The following is a 24755-nucleotide window of genomic DNA, read 5'->3' as shown; positions in this document are numbered from 1 at the left end:
GTCGAAAATGGCGATTGGATTTACAGCCCAATAACCTTTCGGAGTTAGCAGTTCGGGGGTGAGCGAAACGACCCCCAACTTCGCGACGATGGTCGCCTCCCTGGCTGTCAAGCAGATCCTCGGGCTGGAGCCTATCGAAGGAGCCGATTGGGCGGGTATTCATGGACCGCGCTATGCTGTCGTACCGCAGCGGACGAAAATCAGGCTCGCTATAAACGCTTTCGGATTTCTCCTAGTCTTCGGTCTGTGTGTCAAAGCCGTAGGTCTGGCTTCGATACTGGGGTGGGGGATCGCTCTCGCGTTGGCGACCTTGATCGCGAAGCGGTTCGATGATCAATTGTCTGACGCCGATGGCCGCCCTGTACCTGTCAGCGAAATGCGGCGGCATGCCATGGCATGTGGGCTCAAGGGCGCAGTTTGGGCTATCGGTTTGACATTGGCGGCGGTTTCGCCCCGACCCGATCTGGCTGCGCAGGTCTGGTCCGTTTGTGCGATACTCATTCTCGCAAACGTCGTCAGCGCGTATTCTGTACCGCTCAATTCCATCTGTTTTACCATTGCGATGTCGGTCGGCAGCCTGATCGCGGCGGTTGCCACCTTTCAAATCCCCCTCGCATTGACCATCGTATCGATGGGAATAATCGCAGTGCTGGGCGCGCTTGAAAACGCGCGGTCCGGTCTTCTTGCACGGCTTTCCCAGATCAAGATCCAGGAAAAGTCGGAAACCGTTTCGATGCTGCTTCGCGAGTTCGAAGAGGGCAAGGCCGACTGGCTGTGGCAAACCGATGTCCGCCGCCGCTTGTGTTCGGTTAGTCCGCGTTTTGCGTTCGCCGTCGGCAAGGATGCTGCCGACATCGAGGGTCAATCGTTCCTCCAATTGATTTCGGGAGACGGGTGGAAGAACGGTGAATTTCCGCGCAGCCTTCACGAACTGGCCGAGCGTTTGAAATCCAAAGAGAGTTTTTCCGAACTTATCGTGCAGGGCTTCGTCGAAGGCGAGACGCGGTGGTGGGAGCTTTCCGGTACGCCCATCATCGACGATAACGGTGTGTTCCAAGGCTATCGCGGCGTTGGGTCGGACGTCACGAAGCAACGCGAGAGCAACGACAAGATCGCTTATCTCGCGCGCTACGACACGCTGACGCAACTGCCGAACCGCATGATGCTTACCGAAGCGTTGGGCGACGCGCTCGATTACGCCCAGCAATGGAAGACGCGCTGCGCCTTGCTGATTATCGACCTCGATCGCTTCAAGGCCGTGAACGATTCATTGGGGCACCCCGTTGGAGACCGCATGCTGGGCGAGGTTGCTGCCCGTCTCAGCAGCCTGATGGGGGACGGTGAGACTTGCGGTCGATTGGGCGGCGACGAGTTCGCCGTCGTCATTCGCGACGTCTCGAACAGGAAACAGATCGAAACGCTGGCGAAAACGATAATTGCCGCCCTCTCCACGCCCTATAAGATCGACAATCACATACTGTATGTCGGAGCTTGCGTTGGTTCGGCAATCGGACCTCGCGACGGTACCACGGTTGAGACCCTTCTTCGTAATGCCGATCTGGCTCTATACAGGGCCAAGGACGAGGGCGGCGATCTCTATCGGGAGTACAATCCTTCGCTTCACGCCAATGCGGAAGAAAGAAGGCAACTCGAATTCTCCCTTCGAACGGCGCTCGACCGCAACGAACTTGTCTTGCATTATCAGCCGGTTGTCGACGCCAACGATGAAACACTTGTCAGTTTCGAGGCGCTGGTTCGCTGGAACAGCAAGGAGCACGGCTTCGTAAGCCCAGGCAAGTTCATCCCGATAGCAGAGGAAACCCGGTTGATCGTACCCATCGGCACATGGGTAATGCAGGAAGCTTGCCGCGAAGCTGCGACCAATTGGCCTAAAGGGGTGAAGGTCAATATCAATGTCTCACCCGAGCAGTTGCTCGAACCGGATTTCGCAGCAACCGTCGTGCGAGCCCTGTCCCACAGCGGACTCGAAGCGCATCGGCTAGAGATCGAAGTGACCGAAAGCATCTTCATGCGCGATGCGGATGTGGCGCGCAAAGCTTTGGAACAGTGCATGGCACTTGGCTGTTCAGTCGCACTCGACGATTTCGGGACCGGATATTCTTCGCTCGGCTATCTGCGCAAATTGAAGTTCACCACGATCAAGGTCGATCGCCTCTTTGTCCAGGGGGCCGCGCAGGACAGCCCGGAAAGCTTGGCGATCATCCGCGCCGTCGTCGCCATGGCCGACAGCCTCGGCATGACGACCACTGCGGAAGGTGTTGAGAACGAAGAAGAAGCGGCAATGATCCGGCGTCTGGGTTGCACCAAAATCCAGGGCTTTCACTTCGGCCGCCCGATGCCGGTCGAAGATGTGCATCGTCTCTTCGCACAGGCGCGAGCGTCGAGACGCAGAAGAGCCTAATAATGAGTGCCTAGAAGCTTTAGGCGTGCGCCAGAGCTTTCACCGCATTTTCGAACAACCGCAGCCCGTCGGTACCGCCATGCGCCGGATCAACGGCCCGTTCCGGATGCGGCATCATGCCGAGCACGTTGCCCGCCGCATTGAGCACGCCGGCAATATCCCGCTGCGACCCGTTCGCGTTCGCGACATAGCGGAAAGCGACCCGACCCTCGCCCTCAATCCGCTCGAGCGTCTCGGTATCGGCGAAATAATTGCCGTCATGATGGGCGACGGGGATGCGAATGGTGCCGCCTGCCTTGTAGCCCGCCGTGAAGAGAGAGGCCGTGTTCTCCACTCGCAAGTCTACCGTGCGGCAGATGAAATTCTGGCTCTCATTGCGCATGAGGGCGCCGGGCAGCATTCCGGCTTCGGTGAGGACCTGGAACCCGTTGCACACGCCCAGCACGGGGACCCCGCGGTCCGCCGCGCGGACAACCTCGCGCATGATCGGGCTGTTGGCCGCCATCGCGCCTGAGCGAAGATAGTCGCCGTAGGAGAAGCCACCGGGCAGGGCGATGAAGTCGAGCCGATCCGGCAGGGCTGCGTCGCCATGCCAAACGCGTAAGGGCGCTTCGCCCGATGCGCGTTCGAGAGCCACCGCCATATCGCGGTCGCAGTTCGATCCCGGGAAGGTGACGACGGCAGCGCGGAACGCCATCAGCCGAGCTTCTCGATCCGGTAGTTCTCGATCACCGTGTTGGCGAGTAGCTTTTCGCACATTTCTTCCAGTGCGGCGTCGCTCGTGCCGTCGGCCACTTCGAGTTCGATCGTCCTGCCAATCCGAACGTCAGAAACGCTGTCGAAGCCCAATCCTTCGAGTGCGTGATGCACGGCGCGGCCTTGCGGATCGAGCACGCCGGGCTTGAGGGAAACGAGAACGCGAACTTTCATTGGTGCCAGCCTTTCGTCGCCCGCGCCTATGGCGTGTGCCTGAAGCGGACGCAAGCCGTGCAGCGTCTCAATCCGCAGTGTCCGCCGCGAGGCTTTCATGGACGATCTTGATCCGCAGGGCATCATCGTGGCGCAGCCATCGTTCGGCGGCGGAGCGCAGCATGGTCGGAGTGACGGCGCGGAGGCGCGCCTCGTACGTCCGGTAACGATCAAGTCTTTCCGCACGCAACTGCGCTTCGCTTAACAACCCGAGCCAGTACCCGTTTTCCTTCCTGCTAAGCGCCAGCCGCTCGAGCATGGGACGGCGGGCCCGTGTCAGAAGATCGTCGTCTATCTCACGGCGCGAAAGCTCCATGGCGATCTCTTCGATGGCCGCGAACACAGCGTCGGCATCTTCGGGCGCGACCAATGCGGATGCGCCGAACGTCCCGAACCCTTCGTAGGTATCGGACATGTTGGATGACGCCGAGGGCGAATAGGTTGCACCAAGTGTCTCGCGGATCTCGTCGGTAAGCTCGAGGCTCATCACTTCAGCGAGTAATCGGACGATCGCTTCCTCCTGCGCGTCCTTATCGTCGGTCAGCGGCCAGTAGATCTGCGCCAGCGCCTGATCCGGGGCGCCCGCATGGGTCAGCGTGACCTTGCCGCGTCTTTGCGTGAACTGCGCCTGCCGCGCCTCACGAAACTCGCCCAAGGTATTCTCGCGCAGCGGCAATGCGCCGAAGGTTCGGGCTACCGCTTCGATGACTGCGGCCTCATCGATATCTCCCACCACCGCGATTTCGATAGGGGCAGTTGCGAATTGCCGATCGATCGCATTGCGCAGGTCGTCGAGCGTAACCGCCTCGAGCGCCTCGCGCGCTGGCGTGCCGAAACGGGCATTGCCGTCCGTCAACAAAGCCGGAACTTCGAAGGACGATACGGCCTGCGGCGTGGCGTCGGCGCGCGCGAAATAGGGCGGCAACAGCGCGCGAAACCGGGTGAGCGCCTCCGGTCGGTATCCAGGGTCGGTAAGGTAGGCCGCCGTCGTATTCATCTGCGCAGCGAAATCGGCCATGGTCGTGCTGCCGGACGCGCCGAACCGGTCGCTGCCCGAACCGATGCCGAAATCGACGTTCCGGCCTGCGAAAATGCGCCGCAGTTCATCCAGGCTGTGCTTGCCGAGCCCGGCCTGCGCCATGGCCGACGACATAAGCATGGACGTGGCGATCGCGTCATCGGGAATAGCCAAAGCCCCGGAGCCTATCCGGACGGCGTACCGTACCCGGCCTTCTTCGAAATCGGTGCGCTTCAAATTGAGGCGGACGCCGTTGGCGAAGCGAAGTTCACGGAAACCGAGGTCTTCGACTGTCCGGTCGGATATTACCGTGCCGGGCGTTCCGAAGCTTTCGTAACCGAACTCTGCGGTATCCGACATATCGGGCGGGGCCACGGCCTGTATCTCGGATGCTTTATAGGCCGCAAGGATGGCGGAGGGGCCGCCCTTAATCGGCTCTTTCGAGCTGACGTGGATTAAAGGCTCGCCATCCCTGAACGCTTCGGCAAAGGCGGCATCGATATCAGACAGCGCGATATCGCTACGAAAGGCTTCGAACAGATCGAGGCGGGTTTGCGGTGTAACGAACAAGCGATCGTTTTTCGCTGCGGCAAGCAAGCCGGAAGCAAGTGCCGCGTTTCGGCGGGCGCCGGCCTGTTCCGCGGCAGTACGAAAGCCGAGCTCGAAATTGGCAAGCTGTTCTGCGAGTTCGGCGTCTGTGAAACCGAATTCGATTGCACGGCGCAATTCCTGCTCCCCGACTTCGATCGCCTGTCGCCATTCGCCCTCTCGCGCCTGCAAGCTGACGCTCGCGATATCGGCGAGTTCGAACAGGTCCGAGACGCTGGCCGATCCGCCGAGGATCGGAGCGTCGCTCCCGTTCTTGATGCGCTCCAACCGCCGGTTGAAGATCGACAGTCCGAGCGAACGCAGCAGGCGCCTGCGGAAATCGGTCACCGTGTCCTGCGGCGCTTGGTAGGGCGAGAGGCGGTCGATCTGGACGAGGAACTCGGTGTCCGGATCGACGAAGTTCGCAGCCTCGGCATTCCTTGCGAGTGCGATCGAACCTTCCGCCACTCGATCGATGGGCATGTCCGCGGCCTGCCAGTCCCCGAACCGCGACGCGATCTTCCGTTCGATATCGTCCGTATCGACATCGCCGACGACAACCAGCACGGCATTGTCCGGCCGGTAGAAGCACCGGTATAGATCGCGCAGCGTATCCGCTGATGCATTCGCCACGATCTCGGGAGCTTTGGGGTTGCGAAACTGCTTCGAAAACACCGTTTCGGGCGCGATGAAGTGCAGATAGTCGCGCGTTCGCCGGGAAGAATAGGAATTGCGGGTGCGCGTTTCGGATGCGAGCACGCCGCGTTCCCGGTTCACCGCTTCCGAGGAGATGGTCAACTCCGATGCGGTTTCGCGCATAAGCATAAGGGCGGTATCGAGCAAGGCCGGATCGCTGCGGGGCAGGTCCAGTTTGTAGACCGTATCCTCGAACCCGGTCGATGCGTTGGTATCGGCTCCGAAAGCCAGCCCCTCTCGCTCCAGCAATTTGACCATCTCGCCCTCGGGCACGTTGGTCGAACCGTTGAAGGCCATGTGCTCGATGAAGTGGGCGAGGCCGAGTTCGTCCTCGCCTTCGTCGATCCAACCGACGTCGAAGGCCAAGCGCACGCTGACGGTGTTCTGCGGCCGCTCGTTGCGAAGGATTGCGTAGTGCAGCCCGTTGGGCAGCACGCCGTAGCGCACCGCCGGATCGGGCGCGATATCGTTAACGGGGGTGCCCCAAGCCGTCTCTCTGTCGACGGGGAGCTTGATTTGCTGCGCTTGAAGCGGCGAGCCAAGCAGGATCAAGCCGCAGAGGATCTTCGGCATCATGATTAGGGATTTAATTGCTCAGTCCTTACGTGTGCCATCAAGAGTAAAAGCCTGACGGAAAGCCGCTGAACTGTTGCCGAATATTCCCGCGAAGCAAGCGAACTAGGATCAGTCAGACAGAACGTCCTCTGGCAAACATGGAGCATCGACGCCTGTCCAATCGATTTCGTACGTAGCGGGAACTGGAGAAAGGCGGCCCCACCCGCGCATTGTTCGAGAAGGATCGTAAACGATGTTAGCCTTGGAATTGTCGAACTTCGAAAGACGCTCGTTGTCTTTCTCGGCTATTGCAGGAGAGATTTCCTGTTGCTCGGTTCGGGATCCGCGGACCATGCGTATTGTGTGATCGTCGCGCTTTTCCATCATCCGATAATATAGACGTCCAAACAGCATTTGATCGTAAGTCGTGTTGAAGCCCCAATTGTCCAGATCGGTTCCTTCCGGGAGCCGCACTGTCGTAGCATGGCAACTGTAACCGGGCTCGGTGTAGAACGGTGCTGTTTGGTCCTGTTCCTCCGGTCGAACCCTCCGCGGCGGGGGGCTGAAGCCACCTCCCGGTAAGGTAAGATCGTAAGATCCCCTGCCTTCGTCTTCCCAATCTACCGGACCGGTGCCCTCGATGGTCAAGATGCTCGCTTGGGTATCAACGTCGTAACGGTAGGATACGCTCTCAATACGGTTCCAGACTTCGCCGACGAGAGATTGTTTCAATCCGGCTTCCAGTTGGTTCGGCGCTACAGACGAATATTGCATGTATTCGATAAGACCAGCCAGCCCTCGACGTACGGATACGCTCTTTATCCTCGCAGGTTCGTCGAAGCCAGCTCGGGCATCGATCTCGAACAAACCCATTTCTTCCGGTAGCACATGCGGAGTGGCGGGTATCCGCACCAAGTCCGATCCTGCATCAGCAAGCGGTAGGACGTATCGGTAGGGGTGGACGGGCTCAATGCTCATGGCGGCAACAGCAGGAAGCGTTCCATCGAGCCAGTAGGTTTCGCCCTCGATGTCCGCCTGCACCAATACATGGTCGAAATGACCCGGACTGGGCAGGCGCTCGTCCATCCCGTCATCCATCGCGGCATTCTGGACGAGGACAGCACGCGCGGGCACATCAAGTTCGGCAAGCAAGGCCAAAAGCAGCGCGGTCTTACCCTTGCAGTCCCCGTAACGGCGCTCCCAAGTGGTGTTCGCATCTGCCGGAGAATAATTTCCGCCGTTCAGTCCGACATAGACGTAGCGTACCTGGTTCTGAACCAGTTCGAGCGCTGCCTGTGCGCCATCTTTCGCCGAGGTATGCTGGCTTGCAATGCGTTCGGCTTCGATGCGTACTGGCGATGTAGGGTCGATTTGAGTGGCTTCGACAAACAGATCGTTGAATCGTGCCGAAACTTCGCGCCAGGTGGAAAAATCGCTGTATTCGGCGATGCGGTGCATAAAATAGCGCGGTGGTGCAAAAGCAGGCGCCGTTGCAACAGGCGCATCGTTCGCCACGATGTCCAGCCTTCGGTCGCCTTCGGTCACGTAAGATCGAAGGCCCTCCGGGACAGAAATATCCGGTTTCTGACCTTCGACCCAATTCAATCCAAGGCGAATACGACCTGATGGTGGACTGTCCGCGATGGCAAGAATGCCGAAATTCGTGGCCCCGAGTGTGGGATCGTTCGACGGGACGGTATAAGCGAGTTCAAGTTCGTCGCCGACGCGCAGATCGGGCACTTGCAGGGACGCGGTCAGAATACCGTCCAGCGTTGCCTGCTCAAGATTGTCCTCGCGGCGAAGTATCTTAAATTGCGAAGCTTCCAACACGTCAATCGTTTCGCCCGAACGGTGAACGACAAGCCGGTGAACGATCGGATCTCCCGCAGCAGGGTTCCATGCGAGAGCGATGTTGCCAATTTGTAGCGCTTGAGGGTTCAGGATGGCTATACGGCTTGATGAGAACGTATGCTGGGTCGTCTCGGAAAGGTGAACAAGAGTGTCTTGGCGACGAATGAAGATGAGGCCGGACGCATCCGCTGGAACGGGCAGAAGTTCGGATTCGTCTGCCCATTCGGGAACGGGGCCGCGCGAAATCTCTCTTTCTTGCGATAGCGCTGATGCGGGCGCAGCGAGCACCAAGACCACTGCGAATGTTCTCATGAAAGTCATATCTGTCCCCCTGATCGCATAATGCGCAAAGCAGGCAAACAGACAAGAGCCGATCGGACGAACTCTAACCTTTTATTTCTTCGTCGGTTTTACCGATGCTCGCAGCCTGCCACGATGAGCATTCATGTCGAGCACTTCCCCTGGACCGTTATCCTCGTTCTGCAGAAGGCCGAGGCGGCGGGCCACTTCCTGATAGGCTTCGCTTTCGCCGCCCATGTCACGGCGGAAGCGGTCCTTGTCGAGCTTCTCGTTGGTATTGATATCCCACAGGCGGCAGCCGTCGGGGCTGATCTCGTCCGCCAAGATCACACGGGCATAGTCGCCATCCCAAATGCGCCCGAATTCGAGCTTGAAGTCGACCAGCCGAATGTCGATCGCGCTGAACATGCCCGATAGGAAATCGTTGATGCGGATCGCCATCGAAGACATGTCCTGCATCTCTTCGTGGCTACACCAGTTGAAGCAGGCGATCTCTTCCTCGGAAACCTTTGGATCGCCGAGGCTGTCGTCCTTGTAGCAATATTCGATGAGCGTGTGCGGCAGCACCTCGCCTTCTTCGATGCCGAGCCGCTTGCTGAGCGATCCGGCCGCTACGTTGCGCACCACCACTTCCAAGGGAATGATCTCGACCTGCCGCACCAACTGCTCGCGCATATTGAGGCGGCGGATGAAATGGGTGGGGATGCCGATGTGACTGAGACGGGTGAACACATACTCGCTGATGCGGTTGTTGATCACGCCCTTGCCGTTGATCGTGCCCTTCTTCTGTGCGTTGAAGGCGGTGGCATCGTCCTTGAAATACTGGATGATCGTGCCCGGTTCGGGGCCCTCGTAAAGGATTTTGGCTTTGCCTTCGTAAATCTGTCGGCGACGTGCCATGGGCCTGCAATCCTTCGGGGGAAACATCTGCGCCCCGGCAGCCGGGATCGGTCGATCCGCGAAGCCCGGGGCGTTGTTGCGCCAATACATAACACCCGCGATCAAGGCAATTGCCCTGCGAAAGGTTTACTTATAGGGCAACCGCCATGGGGGTAGAAATCAGGCGACTGCAGGGTAGTGAACTGCGCGCGCAACTCGACGCGCTTGCTTTCCTGCGCATTGCGGTGTTTGAAGATTATCCGTACCTGTACGCCGGAGATATCGAATACGAGCGAGACTATCTCGCCCAATTCGCAAACGCGCCCGGTTCTGTACTAGTTGCAGCCTATGCGCACGACCGGCTCGTCGGCGCGGCGACCTGCTGCCCCCTAAAGGAATACCGTCCCAACCTCGGCGACTTGTTCGAGAAGCGTGGATACGATCTGTCTAGCCTGTTTTATTTCGGCGAAAGCGTGTTGCTGAGGGAATGTCGAGGGCAGGGCATCGGCCACCGTTTTTTCGACGAGCGTGAGAAAGCTGGGCGAGAGGCAGGTGCAACTCAAGCCACGTTTTGCGCGGTTGTTCGCGAAGACGACCACCCGCTACGGCCCGACGATTATCGACCGCTCGACGGTTTCTGGCAGCGACGCGGATACACACCGATCGACGATCTCACGATGACGCTCGAATGGGACGAGCATGGCGGCGATGAGACCGCGGACCATACGATGCAATTCTGGATCGGCGCGCTTTAGCGATCGGAAGTCAGGCTCCGTTCCCTTCGACCGCGGGCGCATGGTCGTCTTTCAATTTCGCGATCAGTTTGCCCAACGTCGCCCGTTGGACGAGCACGCTGAACAGGACGGCGGCGAACGTCGCGGCGAGGATGAGTTCGCGGGTTTCGCCTGGCGGCAGAGACAGGGCGAGCGCGATGGATATGCCGCCGCGAAGGCCGCCCCACCACAGCACCCGCGCCGCACCTCGTTGCTGCAACCGTGCCGCGGGAATGACCTTCGTCGAAACGGCGATGCCGATAGCCCGGGCTGCGAGCGTAATCGGGATGGCGAGAATGCCGAACGCCGCGTCCTCGAACCCGGGAACCAGTGCAATCATTTCAAGGCCAATAAGCAAGAAGAGTATCGAATTCAAAAGCTCGTCGACCAGCTCCCAGAACTTGATGACATAGTCGCGCGTTACGTCGCTCATCGCGTAAGTCACGCCCTGATTGCCGATCAGCAAACCCGCCACGGCCATCGCCAGAGGACCCGATATGTGCAGGTTCGAGCAAAGGGCATATCCACCCATCACGACCGCCAGGGTGATGAGAACTTCGAGGACATATTCGTCCATGCTGGCGAGCGCACGGTAGCCGATCCAGCCGAACAGCAACCCGATAGCAACCCCGCCCCCTGCCTCGATGGCGAAAAGGCGCGCTCCTTCGGATATGGAGAAGTCGGCGCCGGTCACAGCGGCACCGAACAGGATCGTAAATACGACGATTCCCACGCCGTCATTGAACAGGCTCTCCCCTGCGACCGCGCTTTGGAGGGAAGGGGGCACGTTCTCCTCTTTCAAAACGCCCAGTACCGATACCGGATCGGTCGGAGCGATCAGCGCGCCGAAAACGAAATACCAGATCGGTGCGACGGGCAGCGAAAGAAACGATCCGATCAGCAGCATGGCGCCGCCAACAAGCACGGTCGAAACGACAACGCCTACCGTCGACAGCAAAAGAACAGGCAGCCACGCGCTTTTCAGGCGATCCAGATCCACATGAAGGGCGCCCGCGAAAAGCAGGAAACTCAGCATTCCCTGAAGCAGGGTTTCGGTAAAGTTGAGCCGCTGCAAGGTATCGGCAACCCAATTGTCGAGCGTAATTCCGGGGACGAGCGCATTGGCGAGCATCAGGACGATTGCAGCCAGCGCCCCCATGATCGTCAGGCCGATGACATGGGGAAGCTTCAGAACCTTATGATTGAACCAGCCGAGCAATGCCGAGGCAACGACAAGCAGTGATGCTATGTCAAACGGTGAGAGCGGGGCAGATCCATGTTCCATTTCCGCAGCGATAGCGTTTCAAGCCAGTCTGGCAATGCGGCCTGGCCGATAATGGAGAAAAGGTGGTGCCCAGGGGCGGAGTCGAACCACCGACACGACGATTTTCAGTCGTCTGCTCTACCACTGAGCTACCCGGGCACATCGCTTCGAAAGGCGGACCTCGAAAGGCCCGGCAAGCAATGAGTGCGCGCCTATGGCGAAGGCACTCGCGCTTGGCAAGGGGCTAATTCAGTCGCCTTCGTTTGCCCCGGTAACCTCGGCCGCGATTTCTTCGGGCAGGGCGGGGCGGCCGGCAACCGCGTAGCCATCGCCGAACCACCGCGCGAGGTCGCGGTCGCGGCAGCGCTGCGAACAGAATGGTGTAAATTCCTCGCTGCGCGGTTTCTTGCAGATGGGGCAGGGGCGGAGCGTCTTACTCATGCGAAACAATTTGGGCAGCGGATGCCTCCAGCGCAAGATTTGCGTCCGTCTTGATCCGCGCGGGTCGGCCAGTGCGACGTTCCAGTTCGACGATCCAAGCAGGATCGAACTTTGCGGAAACCGAAGGATGGACGGTCAGTAGCGTGGTGCCCGGTCCATCCAGCAACTCAGCGCGCCGCAGCGCCAGCCGCGCGGCGGCAGCGGCGGGATGCGAGGCCAGCCGCTGGAGGATGGACGGCCCTTCGAGCCGAGATACCAGTTGGACGAAGCCGAAGCCGTTCATTGCCGTCCGCTCGACCCTGCGGTCCGCGAGCGCTTCGCCGAGGGCCTCATCGATCTCCTGCCGCGCGCTCCGCTTTTCGAAAGAGGGGAAGTCGATGCCGACCTGCCCACCTATGTCGAGAAGGTCGAGACCGCGCGCGATAGGATGGACGGCTCGGCGTGCCAGCGTTTCGGGGTCGAGGTCGCCATCGATATCGATGACCGTCATCGCAGGGGTGGGGCTGAACAGCAGCGCGCCCCCGGAAAATGCGATTTCGCCCGACCAGGCAGAGATGAAGACATCATTCCAGATGTCATGCGGGAAGCATCTGACCGTCCGGCCCGTCCCGAAAGGATCGAGTGGAGCGTCAGAGCGATCTTTCACTTCGTTTTCTCTTGCGACGACACGCCCCTGTGGCCGTTTCAACCGGCCCCGCTCCGCAATGGAGTCGCGGCGTATCTGAACACGGATTTCGGCACCTTCGGTAAAGCCGGGTGGGATGCGGTCGAGCAGTATATTCTTGCCGCATTCGGATCGAGCGATGCCCCGCCGCGAGCCCGCCGGTTTTCCGACCAGTTTCGCATTCACGATCCGGCCTGCCGTGAGGTCGCCCGGCCAGCGCAGTTTGGCCGCGATGGGCTTATCACCATCGAACAGCAGCGCGCGATCCTCTCCGATCCCGCGCTCGATCAGCCATTCAGGCAAGTGCAAATCCTGCGGCCTTCAGCAGCGTTCGTGTTTCGTAGAGAGGGAGGCCCACGACCGCGGAATGGCTGCCCTGTATGCGCCGTATTAGGCCTTCGGCGATACCCTGAATGGCGTATCCCCCTGCCTTCCCGTCCCATTCGCCCGACGTGATGTATGCGTCGATTTCCTGAGCGGCGAGCCGTTTGAATATGACGACCGTTTCACTCAATCGCTCGCACAACGTGCCATCCGGCGCGCGCAGGGCGATGGCGGAAAGGACCGTGTGACGGCGACCGGAAAGCAATTCGAGACAGCGCCGCGCAGTGGCTTCGTCCTCCGCTTTGGGTAAAATCCGGCGACCGGCTGCGACTACCGTGTCGCCTGCCAGCACATAGCCATCGTCCGATACGACAGCTTCGGCTTTCTCGCGCGCCATGCGTTTAGCATAGTCGCGCGGTAGTTCGGCCTTGTGCGGCATTTCGTCGATATCGGCGGGGGAAATTCCAGCGGGCGTTACGCCGAGCCGGCCGAGCAATTCGCGGCGTCGCGGACTGGCCGAGGCGAGGATCAGCTTCGGCGATCCGCCTTGAGTCACCTTGGTATTCACTTCACCGCTAGGCACGACCGGTCTTCGAACCAGCCCACTACGCTTATTGCGGGCCCGGACCGCCACGACCCGGCATGAAGCGATAGGTAATGCGCGCCTTGGTCAAATCGTAAGGCGTCAATTCGCATAGGACTTCATCGCCCACCAGCACGCGGATGCGGTTCTTGCGCATCTTGCCTGCCGTGTGCCCGAGCACCTCGTGGCCGTTCTCGAGTTCGACGCGAAACATCGCATTGGGCAGCAATTCCACAACGCGTCCGCGCATTTCGAGAAGTTCTTCTTTGGCCATCCGGTGTAATCGTCCTGTCGTTTGTCGAGTTATGTCGCGCGCCCATAGCGTTAGGGCAGATAAAAGGGAAGCGCCGCGCATAGCGTTCAGGAAGCCGATGCCAATCGTTCTCTACCCGATCCGGATCAACCGCAAACCGCTGGCAACCGTGTCCGCGCCAAAGCGAATGGAACCCGAATGCCGAAGCAAGCTTTTCTGACGCTCGCCCTCGCGACCACCGCCCTGCCATATGGGGCGCTGGCGCAGGATGTCCAGCCGCCGGCCCCCGATCTCGCGCAATCCGCGCAGGATGAGGACGTCGACGTCGAACCGGAATCCGAAACCGATACGATCGTCGTGCAGGGCACGCGCATCCGCGGCCAGTTGATCGTGGACGAGCCGCCCATCGCCGAATATGGCGAGGAGGATATCCAGGCGCTCGGTGTAAGTTCGATCGAGGAACTGCTGGAAGCGATCGCGCCCGATACCCAGAGCAGCGCGCGGGGCGGCCGGGGCGGCGGGCGCCCGGTGTTCCTTATCAACGGCATTCGCGTATCGAGTTGGCGCGAGTTCCGCAGCTATCCCCCCGAGGCGGTGCAAAAGGTCGAGGTTTTCGCCGAGGAGGTCGCCCAGCGTTTCGGCTTCCGGCCGGACCAGCGGGTGGTGAACATCATCCTCAAGCCGAACTTTCGCCAGCTGACCGGCGAGGTGGAGTATGCGCAACCGGACCGGGGCGGCTATTCGCGCAACGAACAGGAACTGACGTACCTTCGCATCGGCGAGGAAGGCCGTTTGAACTTCAACGTCGAAGTCGAAGATCAAAGCCTGCTCACCGAAGCGGAGCGCGGGCTAGCCATTGATGGCGATGAAGCGTCCGCGCCCTTCCGCAGCCTCATTCCCGATACGTTCGGACTGGAAGCGACGGCGAATTATGCCCGGTCGTTCATCGAAAGCGGAACCTCGCTATCCTTGAACGGAACCTACGAACGCAGCGAGACGCGCAGTCTTTCAGGGCTGGCGATCGACGGCGCCACCGCACTCGAACGGCGCGGAAGTACCGACAGTTTTTCGACCGGGGCGACGGTCAATCGCGGGATCGGCGATTGGACCGCGACCTTCACCAACGACAACACCTATTCAGAATCCACGACCGAGATCGACCAGCGCGATGGGACAAATTTCGATACGGCCGAAACCCAGACCCTGAGCACGACCAACAAGGCGACCTTCATCGGCTATCCAATCGAACTGCCGGCAGGCGAGATCACGACGACGGTCGATCTCAATCTCGATTGGATCAACCTCAAGAGCCAGGATACCCGCGCGGATACCGACCTCGATCTCACGCGGCGACGGCTGGCCGGTGGCCTCAACGTCAATATCCCGCTTGCCGAACGGAACGGCCCGCTCGGCGTAATTGGCGGCATCAGCCTGAACCTTGCAGGCGGAGTGGAGGACCTCTCCGACTTCGGCACTCTTCCGAACTGGACGGCCAGCCTCAATTGGCAACCGACGGAAAAGCTGAACCTTTCGGCCACGCGCATCTGGCGCGAAGTCGCCCCCGGCCTCACGAGTCTCGGTAATCCACGGATCGAAGAACTGAACGTCCCGGTGTTCGATTACGCGACCGGCGATACCGAGCTGGCCACCGTCATCAGCGGCGGCAATCCGGCTCTTCCTGCCGAAACGCAAAGCGACTGGCAATTCGGCGCGAACTGGGAACTGCCTTTCTGGGAGCGGGCGCGGTTCCAGGTCGATTACGGCATCAACCGCTCCCGCAACGTCACCTCTACACCAGGCTTCAGCGCTGCTTTCGAAAGCGCCTTTCCCGATCGTGTCACACGCGACGAGAACGGCGTGCTTCTTGCTGTCGACCAACGACCGATCACACTTTACCGAACGCGCAGCCGCATCCTGTCGTTCGGGCTGAGCGCGCGCGGCCAGATCGGTGCGGAACCCGAGCGGCCCGAACGCCAGGCGGGCGGAAGGACGGAAGGACGCGGCGAAGCGCCGTCACCCGAACAGATGCAGGCTATGCGCGCTGCCCTGTGCGCGGACCCTCCGCGGATCGACGAACTGCCCGAACGGATCCAGGCGCGCTTGCAAGCCGAGGATGGAACCGTCGATCCCGAGAAGCTCGCGGCCGCTCGCGAGCGCATGTGCAGCGCGGATAGCGAGCAAGCCTCGGGTCGGCAGGGCGGCGGGGCGCGTAACCCCTTCGCTCGCGGAGACGACGACGGCGACGATCGGCCGCGCTATTTCCTCAGCCTCAACCATGCGATCACCTTGGAAAACGAAGTCGAACTGGCGGAAAACGGCCCGGTCTTCGATCAGCTCGATGGCGAATTGATTGCCGGCGGCACCGTTCCGCGCAACACCACCCGATTGGAAGGCGGCATCTTCTGGCAGGGCTACGGCCTGCGCGTGTCCGGCCGCTATACAGGCGAAGCGGTCATACGCGGCAACGATCTCCAGGGATCGACCGACCTGTTCTTCAGCGATCTGGCGACATTCGATCTGCGCCTTTTCGCCAACCTCGACGAGATCTTCGAGCGGGACGAGGGCTGGATGAAAGGCCTGCGGGTTTCGCTGGTGGCCGACAATGTCTTCGATTCGCGCCGCCGCGTGGTGGACGCGAACGGAGTGGTACCGGATGCCTACGAGCCGTTCCGCATCGATCCCACCGGTCGCTATCTCGGCATCGATCTCAGGAAGGCATTCTAGAGAACGTCGCCCGCCGCGACGCCGCTCGCCCAGGCCCATTGGAAATTGTACCCGCCGAGCCAGCCCGTCACGTCCACCGCCTCGCCGACCGCATAAAGGCCGGGTAAGCGCTTCGCTTCCATCGTCTTGCTAGAAATCTCGGCGGTGGAGATGCCGCCTATCGTCACCTCAGCCTTGGCGAAACCCTCGGTGCCGTTGGGGCGAAAGTGCCAACGCGCGAGCCTCTCTTGCGCGGCGCGCAACGCTTTGTCGCTTGCATTACCAAGTTCGATTTCGACCCCGAGCTTGTCGGCAAGAATGTCGGCTAGGCGCTGTGGCAGGCTGTCGCGCAGCAGGGACCGTAAGGTAGCTCGGGGCATTTCACGCTTGGCATCGAGAAGCCAGTCGCCGGAGTGGCCCGGAAGAAAATCGACCACTACGGTTTCGCCCGGCGACCAGTAGGAACTGGCCTGTAGTATGGCGGGTCCGGACAGGCCGCGATGAGTGAAGAGCGCGGCTTCGGGGAAACTGCCTTTGCCTGCTTCGACGACCACTGGCGCTGACACGCCGGAAATTTCACGAAACAGCACCTCTTCGCCGCCGAGCGTCAGGGGCACAAGGGCGGGGCGCGGTTCGACGATTTTTAAGCCGAACTGCCGTGCGAGATCATAGGCGAAACCGGTCGCACCCATTTTAGGAATGGACGGTCCCCCTGTCGCAATCACCAGCGAGGCAGCGGTGCAACGATCCGCCGCCGTTTCGACCACGAAGCCTTCGTCGTGCGAGACCGAACGCACTTCTTCCCCGCACCGGATGTCGACATCGCCTTTCGCGCATTCCGCCAGCAGCATGTCGACGATCTGCTTCGCCGATCCATCGCAGAACAATTGGCCGAGCGTCTTTTCGTGCCAAGCGATACAATAGGCTTCGACGAGCTCGAGAAAATCGCGTGCGGAGTAGCGGGCGAGCGCGCTTTTCGCGAAGTGCGGGTTCTGCGAAAGGTAGTTCGCCGGTCCGGCTCCAAGATTGGTGAAATTACAGCGACCGCCGCCCGAAATGAGGATTTTCTTGCCCGGTTTCTCGGCCCGTTCCAGCACCAGAACGCGCCGCCCACGCTGGCCGGCGCGGGCGGCGCACATCAGGCCGGCCGCACCGGCCCCGAGGATTATGGCATCGTAAGGCGCGCTCATTCACGCCTCTTCGATGGGTATTTCGGGCTTTTCCCGCGCGGCGACCCAGTAAAGCAGCGCACCGGTCAGCACGAGCCCGGCGAACACCGCCCATGCTTTCGGTTCGGCCTGTGTGGCAATAAAGAGCGACGATCCCACCGCGAAAAGGACGCAGGCCAGATGGTGCGGCACAATCCGTCCCTCCCGATGCTCCAGCACCGGAAGCGCGAGGCTGGTGACGATATAGGTAATCAGCCGGATCAGCGTGCCCGCGATCGCCAGCAGTTCGAACCCTTCCCACAGGCCGAACAGGATCGCCGCGACCCCGTAAAACAGGATCGAATTGAAGGGGGTGAGGAAGCGGGGATGTACATACTCGAACCATCGTGGCAGCAGCCCGCGTTCCGCCATGCCGTAGGAAAGGCGCGGCTGCGCGATGCCGGCGGCGAAATTGTTCGCACCGATCGAAAAGCTTGCTGCGATGATGATCGCGATCGCGCCGATTGGGCCCATCGAGGCATCCGCCGCACCTGCCAGCGCATTGCCTTCGTCGGCGGTCTCCGGCCCGATCAGGATGAAGGCCCAGATCATCGCCATGTAAAGTAGCGTGACGCCGATCACCATCGCTACGATGGCGCGGGGAATGTCGCGCTTCGGGTCAAGCATTTCGCCTGCCGTATCGACCACGCCCTCGAACCCGATAAAGGCATAGAAGGTCAGCAGGATAACGCTTTCCACCGCCGTGAATTCCGGGAGGGCGACCACGCCCAGATCGCCGCCTGCGAAAAAGGCGGAGACGACCAGCGCGAGCAAGGGCAGCAGCTTGACTGCCGTCATCAAACCCAGCGTGCCGACCGAGGCCCGCATCCCGTATAGGTTGATGGCGGTGATCACGGCAAGCACGACTGCGACCGCGATTGCGGCGGCGGTCGGCCCCTCCAGCAAGGGAAAAAGCGCGGCGAGATAGGCGATCATTACATGCGTGTTCGCCGCCGCCGTCACGATGGCGCTGGCATAGCGTGCCCATCCTGCCTGAAAGCCGACGAAGCGCCCGAAGGCCGCCTCGCCATACAGGACCGAACCGCCGCTATGTTCGAAACGCGCGGCCATCCAGGCATAGCACAGGGCGAGCGGCAGGAAGAGGATGCCGCCGATCAACATCATCCACGGCGCGAAACTGCCCACTGCGGCCACCAGCACTGCGGGGAGGGCGAAGATGCCAGCGCCGATCATGCCGTTCAGCGGGAACAGCGCGGTGCCCCAGAAGCCGACCGTGCGCGGCGGTGCGATCTTGTAGCCGTCCATCACGGGCGCGGTGCCTGCAAACGGCGCACGGTGCAAGCGATTGAGATTGCGGCCCCCTGCGCCTATCTCGCCAACCATGTCGCGCACGAAGGCCGGTTCTCCGCACAATCCCCGAGGCAAGGAGCGTTTCCACGAGGACGGCGCGACCAAGACGGTCGCCAGCGCGCAGCCCGATCTGGAAGCGGGCATCGCCGCGATCCGCGATACGGTGCGCACGCTGAAACCCCGGCCCGGCGTGTACCGGATGCTGGATACGCGGGGTGACGTGCTGTATGTCGGCAAGGCGCGGAGCCTGAAGGCGCGGGTGGCGAACTACACGCAGATCAAAGGGCTTTCCAACCGCCTGAAGCGCATGGTCAGCCAGACGCGGCGGATGGAAATCGTCGTCACCAATTCGGAGGCCGAGGCGCTGCTTTTGGAAGCGCAGCTGATCAAGCGGTATCGCCCGCCGTTCAACGTCCTGTTGCGCGACGACAAGAGCTTTCCCTTCATCCTGCTGCGCGCCGATCACGATTTTCCCCGCATCCAGAAGCATCGCGGGGCGCGGCGTGCGAAGGGTGAGTATTACGGGCCGTTCGCCAGCGCCGGCTCGGTCAACAAGACGCTGAACGCGCTGCAGAAACTGTTCCTGCTACGCAGCTGCACCGACAGTTTCTTCCGTAATCGCGATCGGCCTTGTCTGCTCTACCAAATCAAGCGCTGCTCCGCGCCGTGTACCGGGCGGATCGATGAAGCCGGCTATGCGTCGCTGGTGAGCGAGGCGAAAGACTTCCTGTCCGGCAAGTCGAGCGCGGTGCAGGCGAATATCGAGAAGCAGATGGCAAAGGCCGCCGAAGACCTCGATTTCGAAACCGCCGCGATCCTGCGCGACCGGTTGCGCGCGGCAACCTTCATCCAAGGATCGCAGGCGATCAACGCCAGCGGCGTAGGCGATGCGGACGTGTTCGCCCTGGCGGCGAAAGGTGGACAGATCGGCGTGCAGGCCTTCTTCATTCGCGGCGGACAGAACTGGGGGCACCGCGCGATCTTCCCCAAAAACACCGGCGAAGTGGACGAAGCCGAAGTGCTCGCCGACGTGCTGCTCCAATTCTACGAGGAAGTGCCGCCGCCCAAGACCATTCTGGTCGATCGCGAATTGCCCGAACAGGAACTGATCGGCGAAGCGCTGTGCGAAAAGGCCGGCCATGCCGTTGCTATCTCGATCCCCCAGCGAGGTGACCGGCGCAAGCTCATGGCACAAGCGACGCGCAATGCGGTGGAATCGCTCGAACGGCGGCTGGCGGAAAGCGGCACCAAGGCGAAGATCATGCGTGAGCTGGCCGAATTTCTCGAGCTGGACGAAGTGCCGCAGCGGATCGAGATCTATGACAACAGCCATATTCAGGGCGACAAGGCACTGGGTGCCATGGTGGTCGCCTCGCCCGAGGGGTTCGAGAAGGGTCAGTACCGCAAGTTCAACATCAAGACGGCGCGCACCGACGATGATTTCGGCATGATGCGCGAAGTGATGCGGCGCCGGTTCCGCAAGCTCGCCGAAGAAGATTTTGCGGAGGATAGTTCACCGCCCCCTGCCGAGAAGGCACAGAGGAGGGGTGGTCACGAAACCATCTGGCCCGATCTCGTCCTGCTCGATGGCGGCAAGGGCCAGATGTCGTCGGTGCGCAATACGCTCGAGGAAATGGGTGTGGAGGACGTGCCGCTGATCGCCATTGCCAAAGGTCCGCACCATGGGCGCGAGGGGCGCGAGGTGTTCCATTTTCCGGATGGGCGCGAGAAGACGCTGCCGGTCAATTCACCACTCTTGTTCCACCTCCAGAACCTGCGCGACGAGGTGCACCGCTATGCCATCGGCGCCCACCGTGCCAAGCGTAGTCGCGCGATTACGGCCTCGCCACTGGATGAAATTCCCGGCATCGGACCCTCGCGTAAGCGCGCGCTGCTGCTGCATTTTGGCACCGCCGGTAAGGTTCGCGCCGCCGCGCTGGACGACCTGAAACGCGCACCCGGCATCAGCGATGCGGTGGCGAGGCAAATCTACGACTTCTATCACGCCGGCGGGTAAGGTCCGGCGCCGTCACGACATCGCGAAGGGCTCGCTCTGGCGAAGGCGGCGTTCCTGGAAGGCGAAGCGAGCAGCACGGCCGACGTCTTTCTGGAAGGACGAGTTGACCAGCCCGCCGACGACGGAGCCGACGATCGGCACCAGCATTCCCGCACGGCTTCGGAAACTTGCGAAGGCGACAGCGCGCGATACGCGTTCCACCGCCTGATCGATCACCGGCGCGATATGCTCGTGATCGGCCTGGACCAGCTGACCGTTGGCTCCGATGGCGTTTTCGAGCGCGGCGATACGCGCAGCGCGCTGGTCCGGATCATCGAGCGCGGACAGTTCGAGAATCTGAAGGCGGAACAGCTTCTCCGCCGATCCGTCGCCCGAATAGCCATAGGCGCGGCCGGTATCGCGGATCACCCGCAAGGCGATCGCGATGGTCGCCGGAATATCGAGGCTCATCGACAGCGCCCCGCCTAGGCCCGCAGCCGCGCCGGTGCTGGCGCTGATACCGCGCGCCGAGCGAACCACCCGCTCCGCCGCATCCTGACACGCCTGCAAATCCTCGACATCGTGCGAGAAATTCACGAGTTGCGGCGCCGAGACGGTCCTGTCGAGTGCGTTAAGCACGGTTTCGACCAGCGACTTCGGCACCACGCTGGCGAGCGCCTTGCCGAAGGGATGAGTAAGACGCTCGATCCCTCGACCGAGTTTCGAGGGTTTGGCGCTGCGAAATTGCGCCTGATCGCGTTCTATGTTCATACAAGCGGAATGGGTGGGGGTGTGGTCGGTTCCTAGATAGGCATACCGCTCGCCGTCAGGTCTTCCAGCAGATCGTTCGGTCCAAGGGTTCCAACATCTTCTGCTCGAAGAAGATCGGTAAAAATCAGATTGGTCACGAACGCGCTTGCTTCGAGAAGACCCGGCCGATCGTCGCCGAAAACGCCGCCAAGAGTAACCGTGGCTCCCTTGTGGAAGTAAAGCGTCAGATCATAGAGCCCGTCACCGTTTACATCGCCGGTATCCCACCATTTCATCCAGAGGTTTTCCGGGTTGCAGAGGGCGTCGTAACCGAGGTCGAAATCGGTGATGAAGTCGTGTCCGCCCGATTTGCTTACCAGAAAAATGTCGTTGCCTGCGCCGCCGGTCAGAATGTCGTTCCCGTGTCCCCCATCGAGCCAGTCGTTGCCGGCCTCACCTTTGAGGATATCATTGCCATTCCCGCCATATAACCGGTCGTTTCCGGATCCTCCGATCAGGATGTCCCTGCCGTTCCCGCCACGAAGCACGAGGTCGTCGATTGCGCCGTCTACGGTGACCGAGACCCGTGCAGTATGCGTCGTCCCGCCCTCATCCATCACGGTGTAGGTGAACGTATCGAGCAGGTCGTCGCCTTCAACCAGCCCATCGATAAGTCCGCCCTGCGCAAAGTAACGCAGGGTTTGGCTCGCCGCATCGAATTCGACCCGCCCAGAGGTGCCAGCTACATCAACCGAAACGATAGTTAGCGCATTACCGTCGGCATCGCTATCGTTCGACAGAAGAAAGGCGCTCAGGTCTGCGCTTACCGAGCCTTCTACAATGGCAAAGCTGTCGTCTTGCGCAACGGGTGCGTCGTTGCGATCGAGAACGGTCACTGTCAGATCGGCTGTCGCGCTCAGCCCTGCCGTATCGGTGACGACGCCGGAGATCGCAAACTGGGCAATGTCCTCAAAATCCAGAGCGACGGTGGTGGTGACGACGCCGGTTGCCGCGTCCACGACGAAGCGCCCTTCGGCATCATTCGTAAGCGCAAACCGCAGGCTGTCGTTCAAAGTATCGTCAGCTACCAATACGCCCACCACGGTTCCGATGGGCGCATTTTCCGCTACGGTCCCTCCGGCAAGCCGAAGATTTTCCGGCGCGTTCGGAATGTAGAAGCGCACGACCTGCGCATCGCCATCGCCATTGCGGCCAAGCCCCGCGAACTCCGAATTGAAATGCACGATGTCGTATTCTGCACGCTCGAGCAGATTGCCGCTGAGCAGCGTATTGTCGATCAACTGCGCATTGCCGTCCTCGATCCGGCTGTAGCGCTCTTCTTCCGCAAGGCGGGTTGCGAGGTTGGTCAACAGGCCATCGTCGGTCAGCTGGCGCTGCGCCGGTTCGAACAGATAGCCGCCGAAGCTGCCGGTGAGCATCACGTTGCCATCCGGATCGGCTGTCAGGCGCTCTTCGATCCAGCGGTCGATCGCCGCGATCTGGTTGGTCCGCATGATCGTGCCGGCATGGTAGGGGTTCTGCACATCGCCCCACAGCGGATCGCTTCCATAACGGGTCGTAAGGTGAACGTTCAGAGTCGTCACTTCTTCGCCGTTGAAGCTCCAAGTCGCGACCAAGGGGCTTCGCGTACCCTGGAAGATCGGATCGTCGATAACTTGCAGGCTGCTTTCGACGAGGTCGACGCGATCTGGCCGGTAGAAATACCCGTTGCGAACGTTGCCGTTTTCCTGCCCGGCCGTCGAGTTCGCCTCGGTGGGTGCGATCTCGACATAGACGTAATTGATGCCGGTCAGCTGGAAGATCGCATCGAGCAAACGGTCGGCGGTTTCCTGCCCGGAAAGGTTCGTGCCGGTGCCTTGACCGTCGGCGTCTTGGATGCGTTGCACCGCGATGACGTCGGGCGCCTGCATCCGTTCGACGATGTCCTGAGCGACCGACGCGAAGCGCGCATCGTACGGATCGAGATTGGAAAGGTCGTAGCTGGCGACGGTGAGGTGGTTCGCATCCCCGGCGAGATCGGTCGTCTCGCGTTCCAGCGTCACGTCCTGCGCAATCACGGCGGTTTGGGTCGCGACCAGTTCGTAATGATTGTACCCGTATCCGAGAATACCGGTGATGCTTTCGAGCCCGTCGCCGATTGACAAATTCGGTTGGTCGAACAGGCGGTCGTCCAGCTGGATCATCTCGGGGTTCCAGTCGCCTTCCGAGATCGCCAGAGCGCCGCGGTCGGACAGGCCGGTCGCACCGGACACGACCAGATCGGTTTCGCCGTAGCGATTGGTATTCGAGATCGCTTGCGGCGTTTCCAGCGTTACTCGCATGCCTTCGAGCGATTCCCAGAAATCCAGGCCATCGGTCGTGGGATCGTAGGACGTCATGCCATCGTCCTCGATCACCTCGGTCGGAGGTAGAACCCCGCCTTCTCCGATGACTACTGCATCTGGAAGTTCGTTTCCTTGGCTCTCGACAGTAACCGTTTCGGCATTGATGCGTGTGATCGTCAGCCCCGAGCCGCGCGACCGTTCGGCGACCGTTCCAATCACTGTCAGCGCGTCGCCGACAGTCACTTCGGTCTTTGAACGAGCGACGTAGATGGCATCCGAAGTTGCCGCGTTGCCGTCGCCTAAGGCGGACTGGAACCAGAACCCGCTTTGTTCAACGGCCGTCACGATACCCGTAGTTTGCACGCGAACGCCGACATACGCCGAGGTATGACCTTCACCCTGAATTTCCGAGATCGTCAGCTGACGCGGTCCGGAAGCGGCAGACAATACGGCCGGCCCTTTCGATGCCACGACTTCATCCGGCGTGACGAGCGGTTCGGCGGCGGGAGTCTGAAAACTCGGCTCATTCGATGCGGTTGACGCTTGCGGAGGTACGAGCGGTTCAGGGACGGTCGTTGGGGAAACCGGCTCTTTCGAAGCGGTAGACCCGAGCGAAGGATCAAGCGTTTCGAAGGGGGCCGCCAGAAAAGTCGGCTCTTTCGCGGCTGTTAATTCCTGATGCGGTACAAAGGATGTCGGAAAGACGAAGTCATCGTTTTCTTTGATGAGGCGAAACTGCGATTCGAGTTGCATGTGAAAGTCTTTCCGTCGTTCAACGGATCGCTTTTTAATGCTGCAAAGGTAAACGAGTGCTTAGGTGAAAACCCGTATTGCGGTAAAGATACCGTAAATTCTCTTCCAT

At 60.8% G+C, this 24755-nt stretch carries 18 protein-coding genes and 1 tRNA gene; 4 read left to right on the top strand and 15 right to left on the bottom strand.

What is annotated here, in order from left to right:
• The first annotated feature begins 58 nt into the window (after positions 1-58).
• Entirely contained in the window at positions 59-2422 is a 2364-nt protein-coding gene (locus E3U23_RS05965; RefSeq protein ID WP_347710012.1) for a putative bifunctional diguanylate cyclase/phosphodiesterase, read from the top strand.
• A 19-nt stretch (positions 2423-2441) separates the two neighbouring features.
• Here the strand turns inward: E3U23_RS05965 and purQ are convergent, their stop codons facing one another.
• The 5 genes from purQ to purC form a co-directional block, all read right to left on the bottom strand.
• A complete protein-coding gene (gene purQ, locus E3U23_RS05960) occupies positions 2442-3119 on the bottom strand; it encodes a phosphoribosylformylglycinamidine synthase subunit PurQ (RefSeq protein WP_279350313.1) in 678 nt (225 codons plus the stop codon).
• Positions 3119-3352, bottom strand: coding sequence for a phosphoribosylformylglycinamidine synthase subunit PurS (gene purS / locus E3U23_RS05955; protein ID WP_279350312.1), 234 nt, complete (start codon positions 3350-3352; stop codon positions 3119-3121). The genes purQ and purS overlap by 1 nt, the downstream gene beginning before the upstream one ends.
• A 67-nt stretch (positions 3353-3419) precedes the next feature.
• Positions 3420-6269 (bottom strand): M16 family metallopeptidase, encoded by a 2850-nt coding sequence (locus E3U23_RS05950; RefSeq protein ID WP_279350311.1) that lies wholly within the window; start codon positions 6267-6269, stop codon positions 3420-3422.
• 108 nt (positions 6270-6377) lie between these two features.
• Entirely contained in the window at positions 6378-8411 is a 2034-nt protein-coding gene (locus tag E3U23_RS05945) for a DUF3857 domain-containing protein (protein WP_279350310.1), read from the bottom strand.
• Between the two features lie 81 nt (positions 8412-8492).
• Complete coding sequence (gene purC / locus E3U23_RS05940) at positions 8493-9299, bottom strand: phosphoribosylaminoimidazolesuccinocarboxamide synthase (RefSeq protein ID WP_279350309.1); 807 nt, start codon at positions 9297-9299, stop codon at positions 8493-8495.
• Between the two features lie 146 nt (positions 9300-9445).
• On the opposite strand from purC, the gene E3U23_RS05935 reads away from it, so the two are divergent.
• A complete protein-coding gene (locus E3U23_RS05935) occupies positions 9446-10033 on the top strand; it encodes a GNAT family N-acetyltransferase (protein WP_279350308.1) in 588 nt (195 codons plus the stop codon).
• A gap of 10 nt (positions 10034-10043) precedes the next feature.
• Here E3U23_RS05935 and E3U23_RS05930 read toward each other — a convergent pair whose 3' ends face one another.
• From E3U23_RS05930 to infA, 6 genes are all read right to left on the bottom strand, one after another.
• The gene (locus E3U23_RS05930; RefSeq protein ID WP_279350307.1) at positions 10044-11336 is read right to left on the bottom strand and encodes a cation:proton antiporter; all 1293 of its coding nucleotides are present in this window, start codon (positions 11334-11336) and stop codon (positions 10044-10046) included.
• Between the two features lie 63 nt (positions 11337-11399).
• Positions 11400-11474, bottom strand: a tRNA-Phe gene (locus tag E3U23_RS05925).
• Positions 11475-11564: 90 nt separating this feature from the next.
• A complete protein-coding gene (locus E3U23_RS05920) occupies positions 11565-11756 on the bottom strand; it encodes a DNA gyrase inhibitor YacG (RefSeq protein WP_279350306.1) in 192 nt (63 codons plus the stop codon).
• Positions 11749-12723 carry a ribonuclease E/G gene (locus E3U23_RS05915; protein ID WP_279350305.1) on the bottom strand — a complete coding sequence of 325 codons (975 nt, stop codon included), beginning with the start codon at positions 12721-12723 and terminating at the stop codon, positions 11749-11751. Before E3U23_RS05915 ends, E3U23_RS05920 begins: the two co-directional genes overlap by 8 nt.
• Positions 12716-13327, bottom strand: a complete 612-nt coding sequence (locus tag E3U23_RS05910; RefSeq protein ID WP_279350304.1) for a Maf family protein — start codon at positions 13325-13327, stop codon at positions 12716-12718. The genes E3U23_RS05915 and E3U23_RS05910 overlap by 8 nt, the downstream gene beginning before the upstream one ends.
• 28 nt (positions 13328-13355) lie before the next feature.
• Positions 13356-13601, bottom strand: a complete 246-nt coding sequence (gene infA, locus E3U23_RS05905; RefSeq protein WP_007163491.1) for a translation initiation factor IF-1 — start codon at positions 13599-13601, stop codon at positions 13356-13358.
• A gap of 177 nt (positions 13602-13778) precedes the next feature.
• Here infA and E3U23_RS05900 point away from each other — a divergent pair, with 177 nt between their 5' ends.
• Positions 13779-16304, top strand: coding sequence for a TonB-dependent receptor plug domain-containing protein (locus E3U23_RS05900; RefSeq protein WP_279350303.1), 2526 nt, complete (start codon positions 13779-13781; stop codon positions 16302-16304).
• Here E3U23_RS05900 and E3U23_RS05895 read toward each other — a convergent pair.
• A complete protein-coding gene (locus E3U23_RS05895; protein ID WP_279350302.1) occupies positions 16301-17473 on the bottom strand; it encodes an NAD(P)/FAD-dependent oxidoreductase in 1173 nt (390 codons plus the stop codon). The genes E3U23_RS05900 and E3U23_RS05895 overlap by 4 nt on opposite strands.
• Positions 17474-18835: an APC family permease gene (locus E3U23_RS05890; protein ID WP_279350782.1), complete on the bottom strand. Its 1362-nt coding sequence runs from the start codon at positions 18833-18835 to the stop codon at positions 17474-17476.
• Between E3U23_RS05890 and uvrC the strand changes: the two genes are divergently transcribed.
• Positions 18834-20819: an excinuclease ABC subunit UvrC gene (gene uvrC / locus E3U23_RS05885; protein ID WP_279350301.1), complete on the top strand. Its 1986-nt coding sequence runs from the start codon at positions 18834-18836 to the stop codon at positions 20817-20819. The genes E3U23_RS05890 and uvrC overlap by 2 nt on opposite strands.
• Before the next feature lie 12 nt (positions 20820-20831).
• Here the strand turns inward: uvrC and E3U23_RS05880 are convergent, their stop codons facing one another.
• A complete protein-coding gene (locus E3U23_RS05880) occupies positions 20832-21569 on the bottom strand; it encodes an EcsC family protein (RefSeq protein ID WP_279350300.1) in 738 nt (245 codons plus the stop codon).
• Between the two features lie 32 nt (positions 21570-21601).
• Positions 21602-24646, bottom strand: coding sequence for an Ig-like domain-containing protein (locus E3U23_RS05875; protein ID WP_279350299.1), 3045 nt, complete (start codon positions 24644-24646; stop codon positions 21602-21604).
• Positions 24647-24755: the final 109 nt, after the last annotated feature.

It is taken from the genome of Erythrobacter litoralis, assembly GCF_029760855.1.
Classification (GTDB): Bacteria; Pseudomonadota; Alphaproteobacteria; order Sphingomonadales; family Sphingomonadaceae; genus Qipengyuania; species Qipengyuania litoralis_A.
This window is presented reverse-complemented; position numbering and strand designations above follow the sequence as displayed.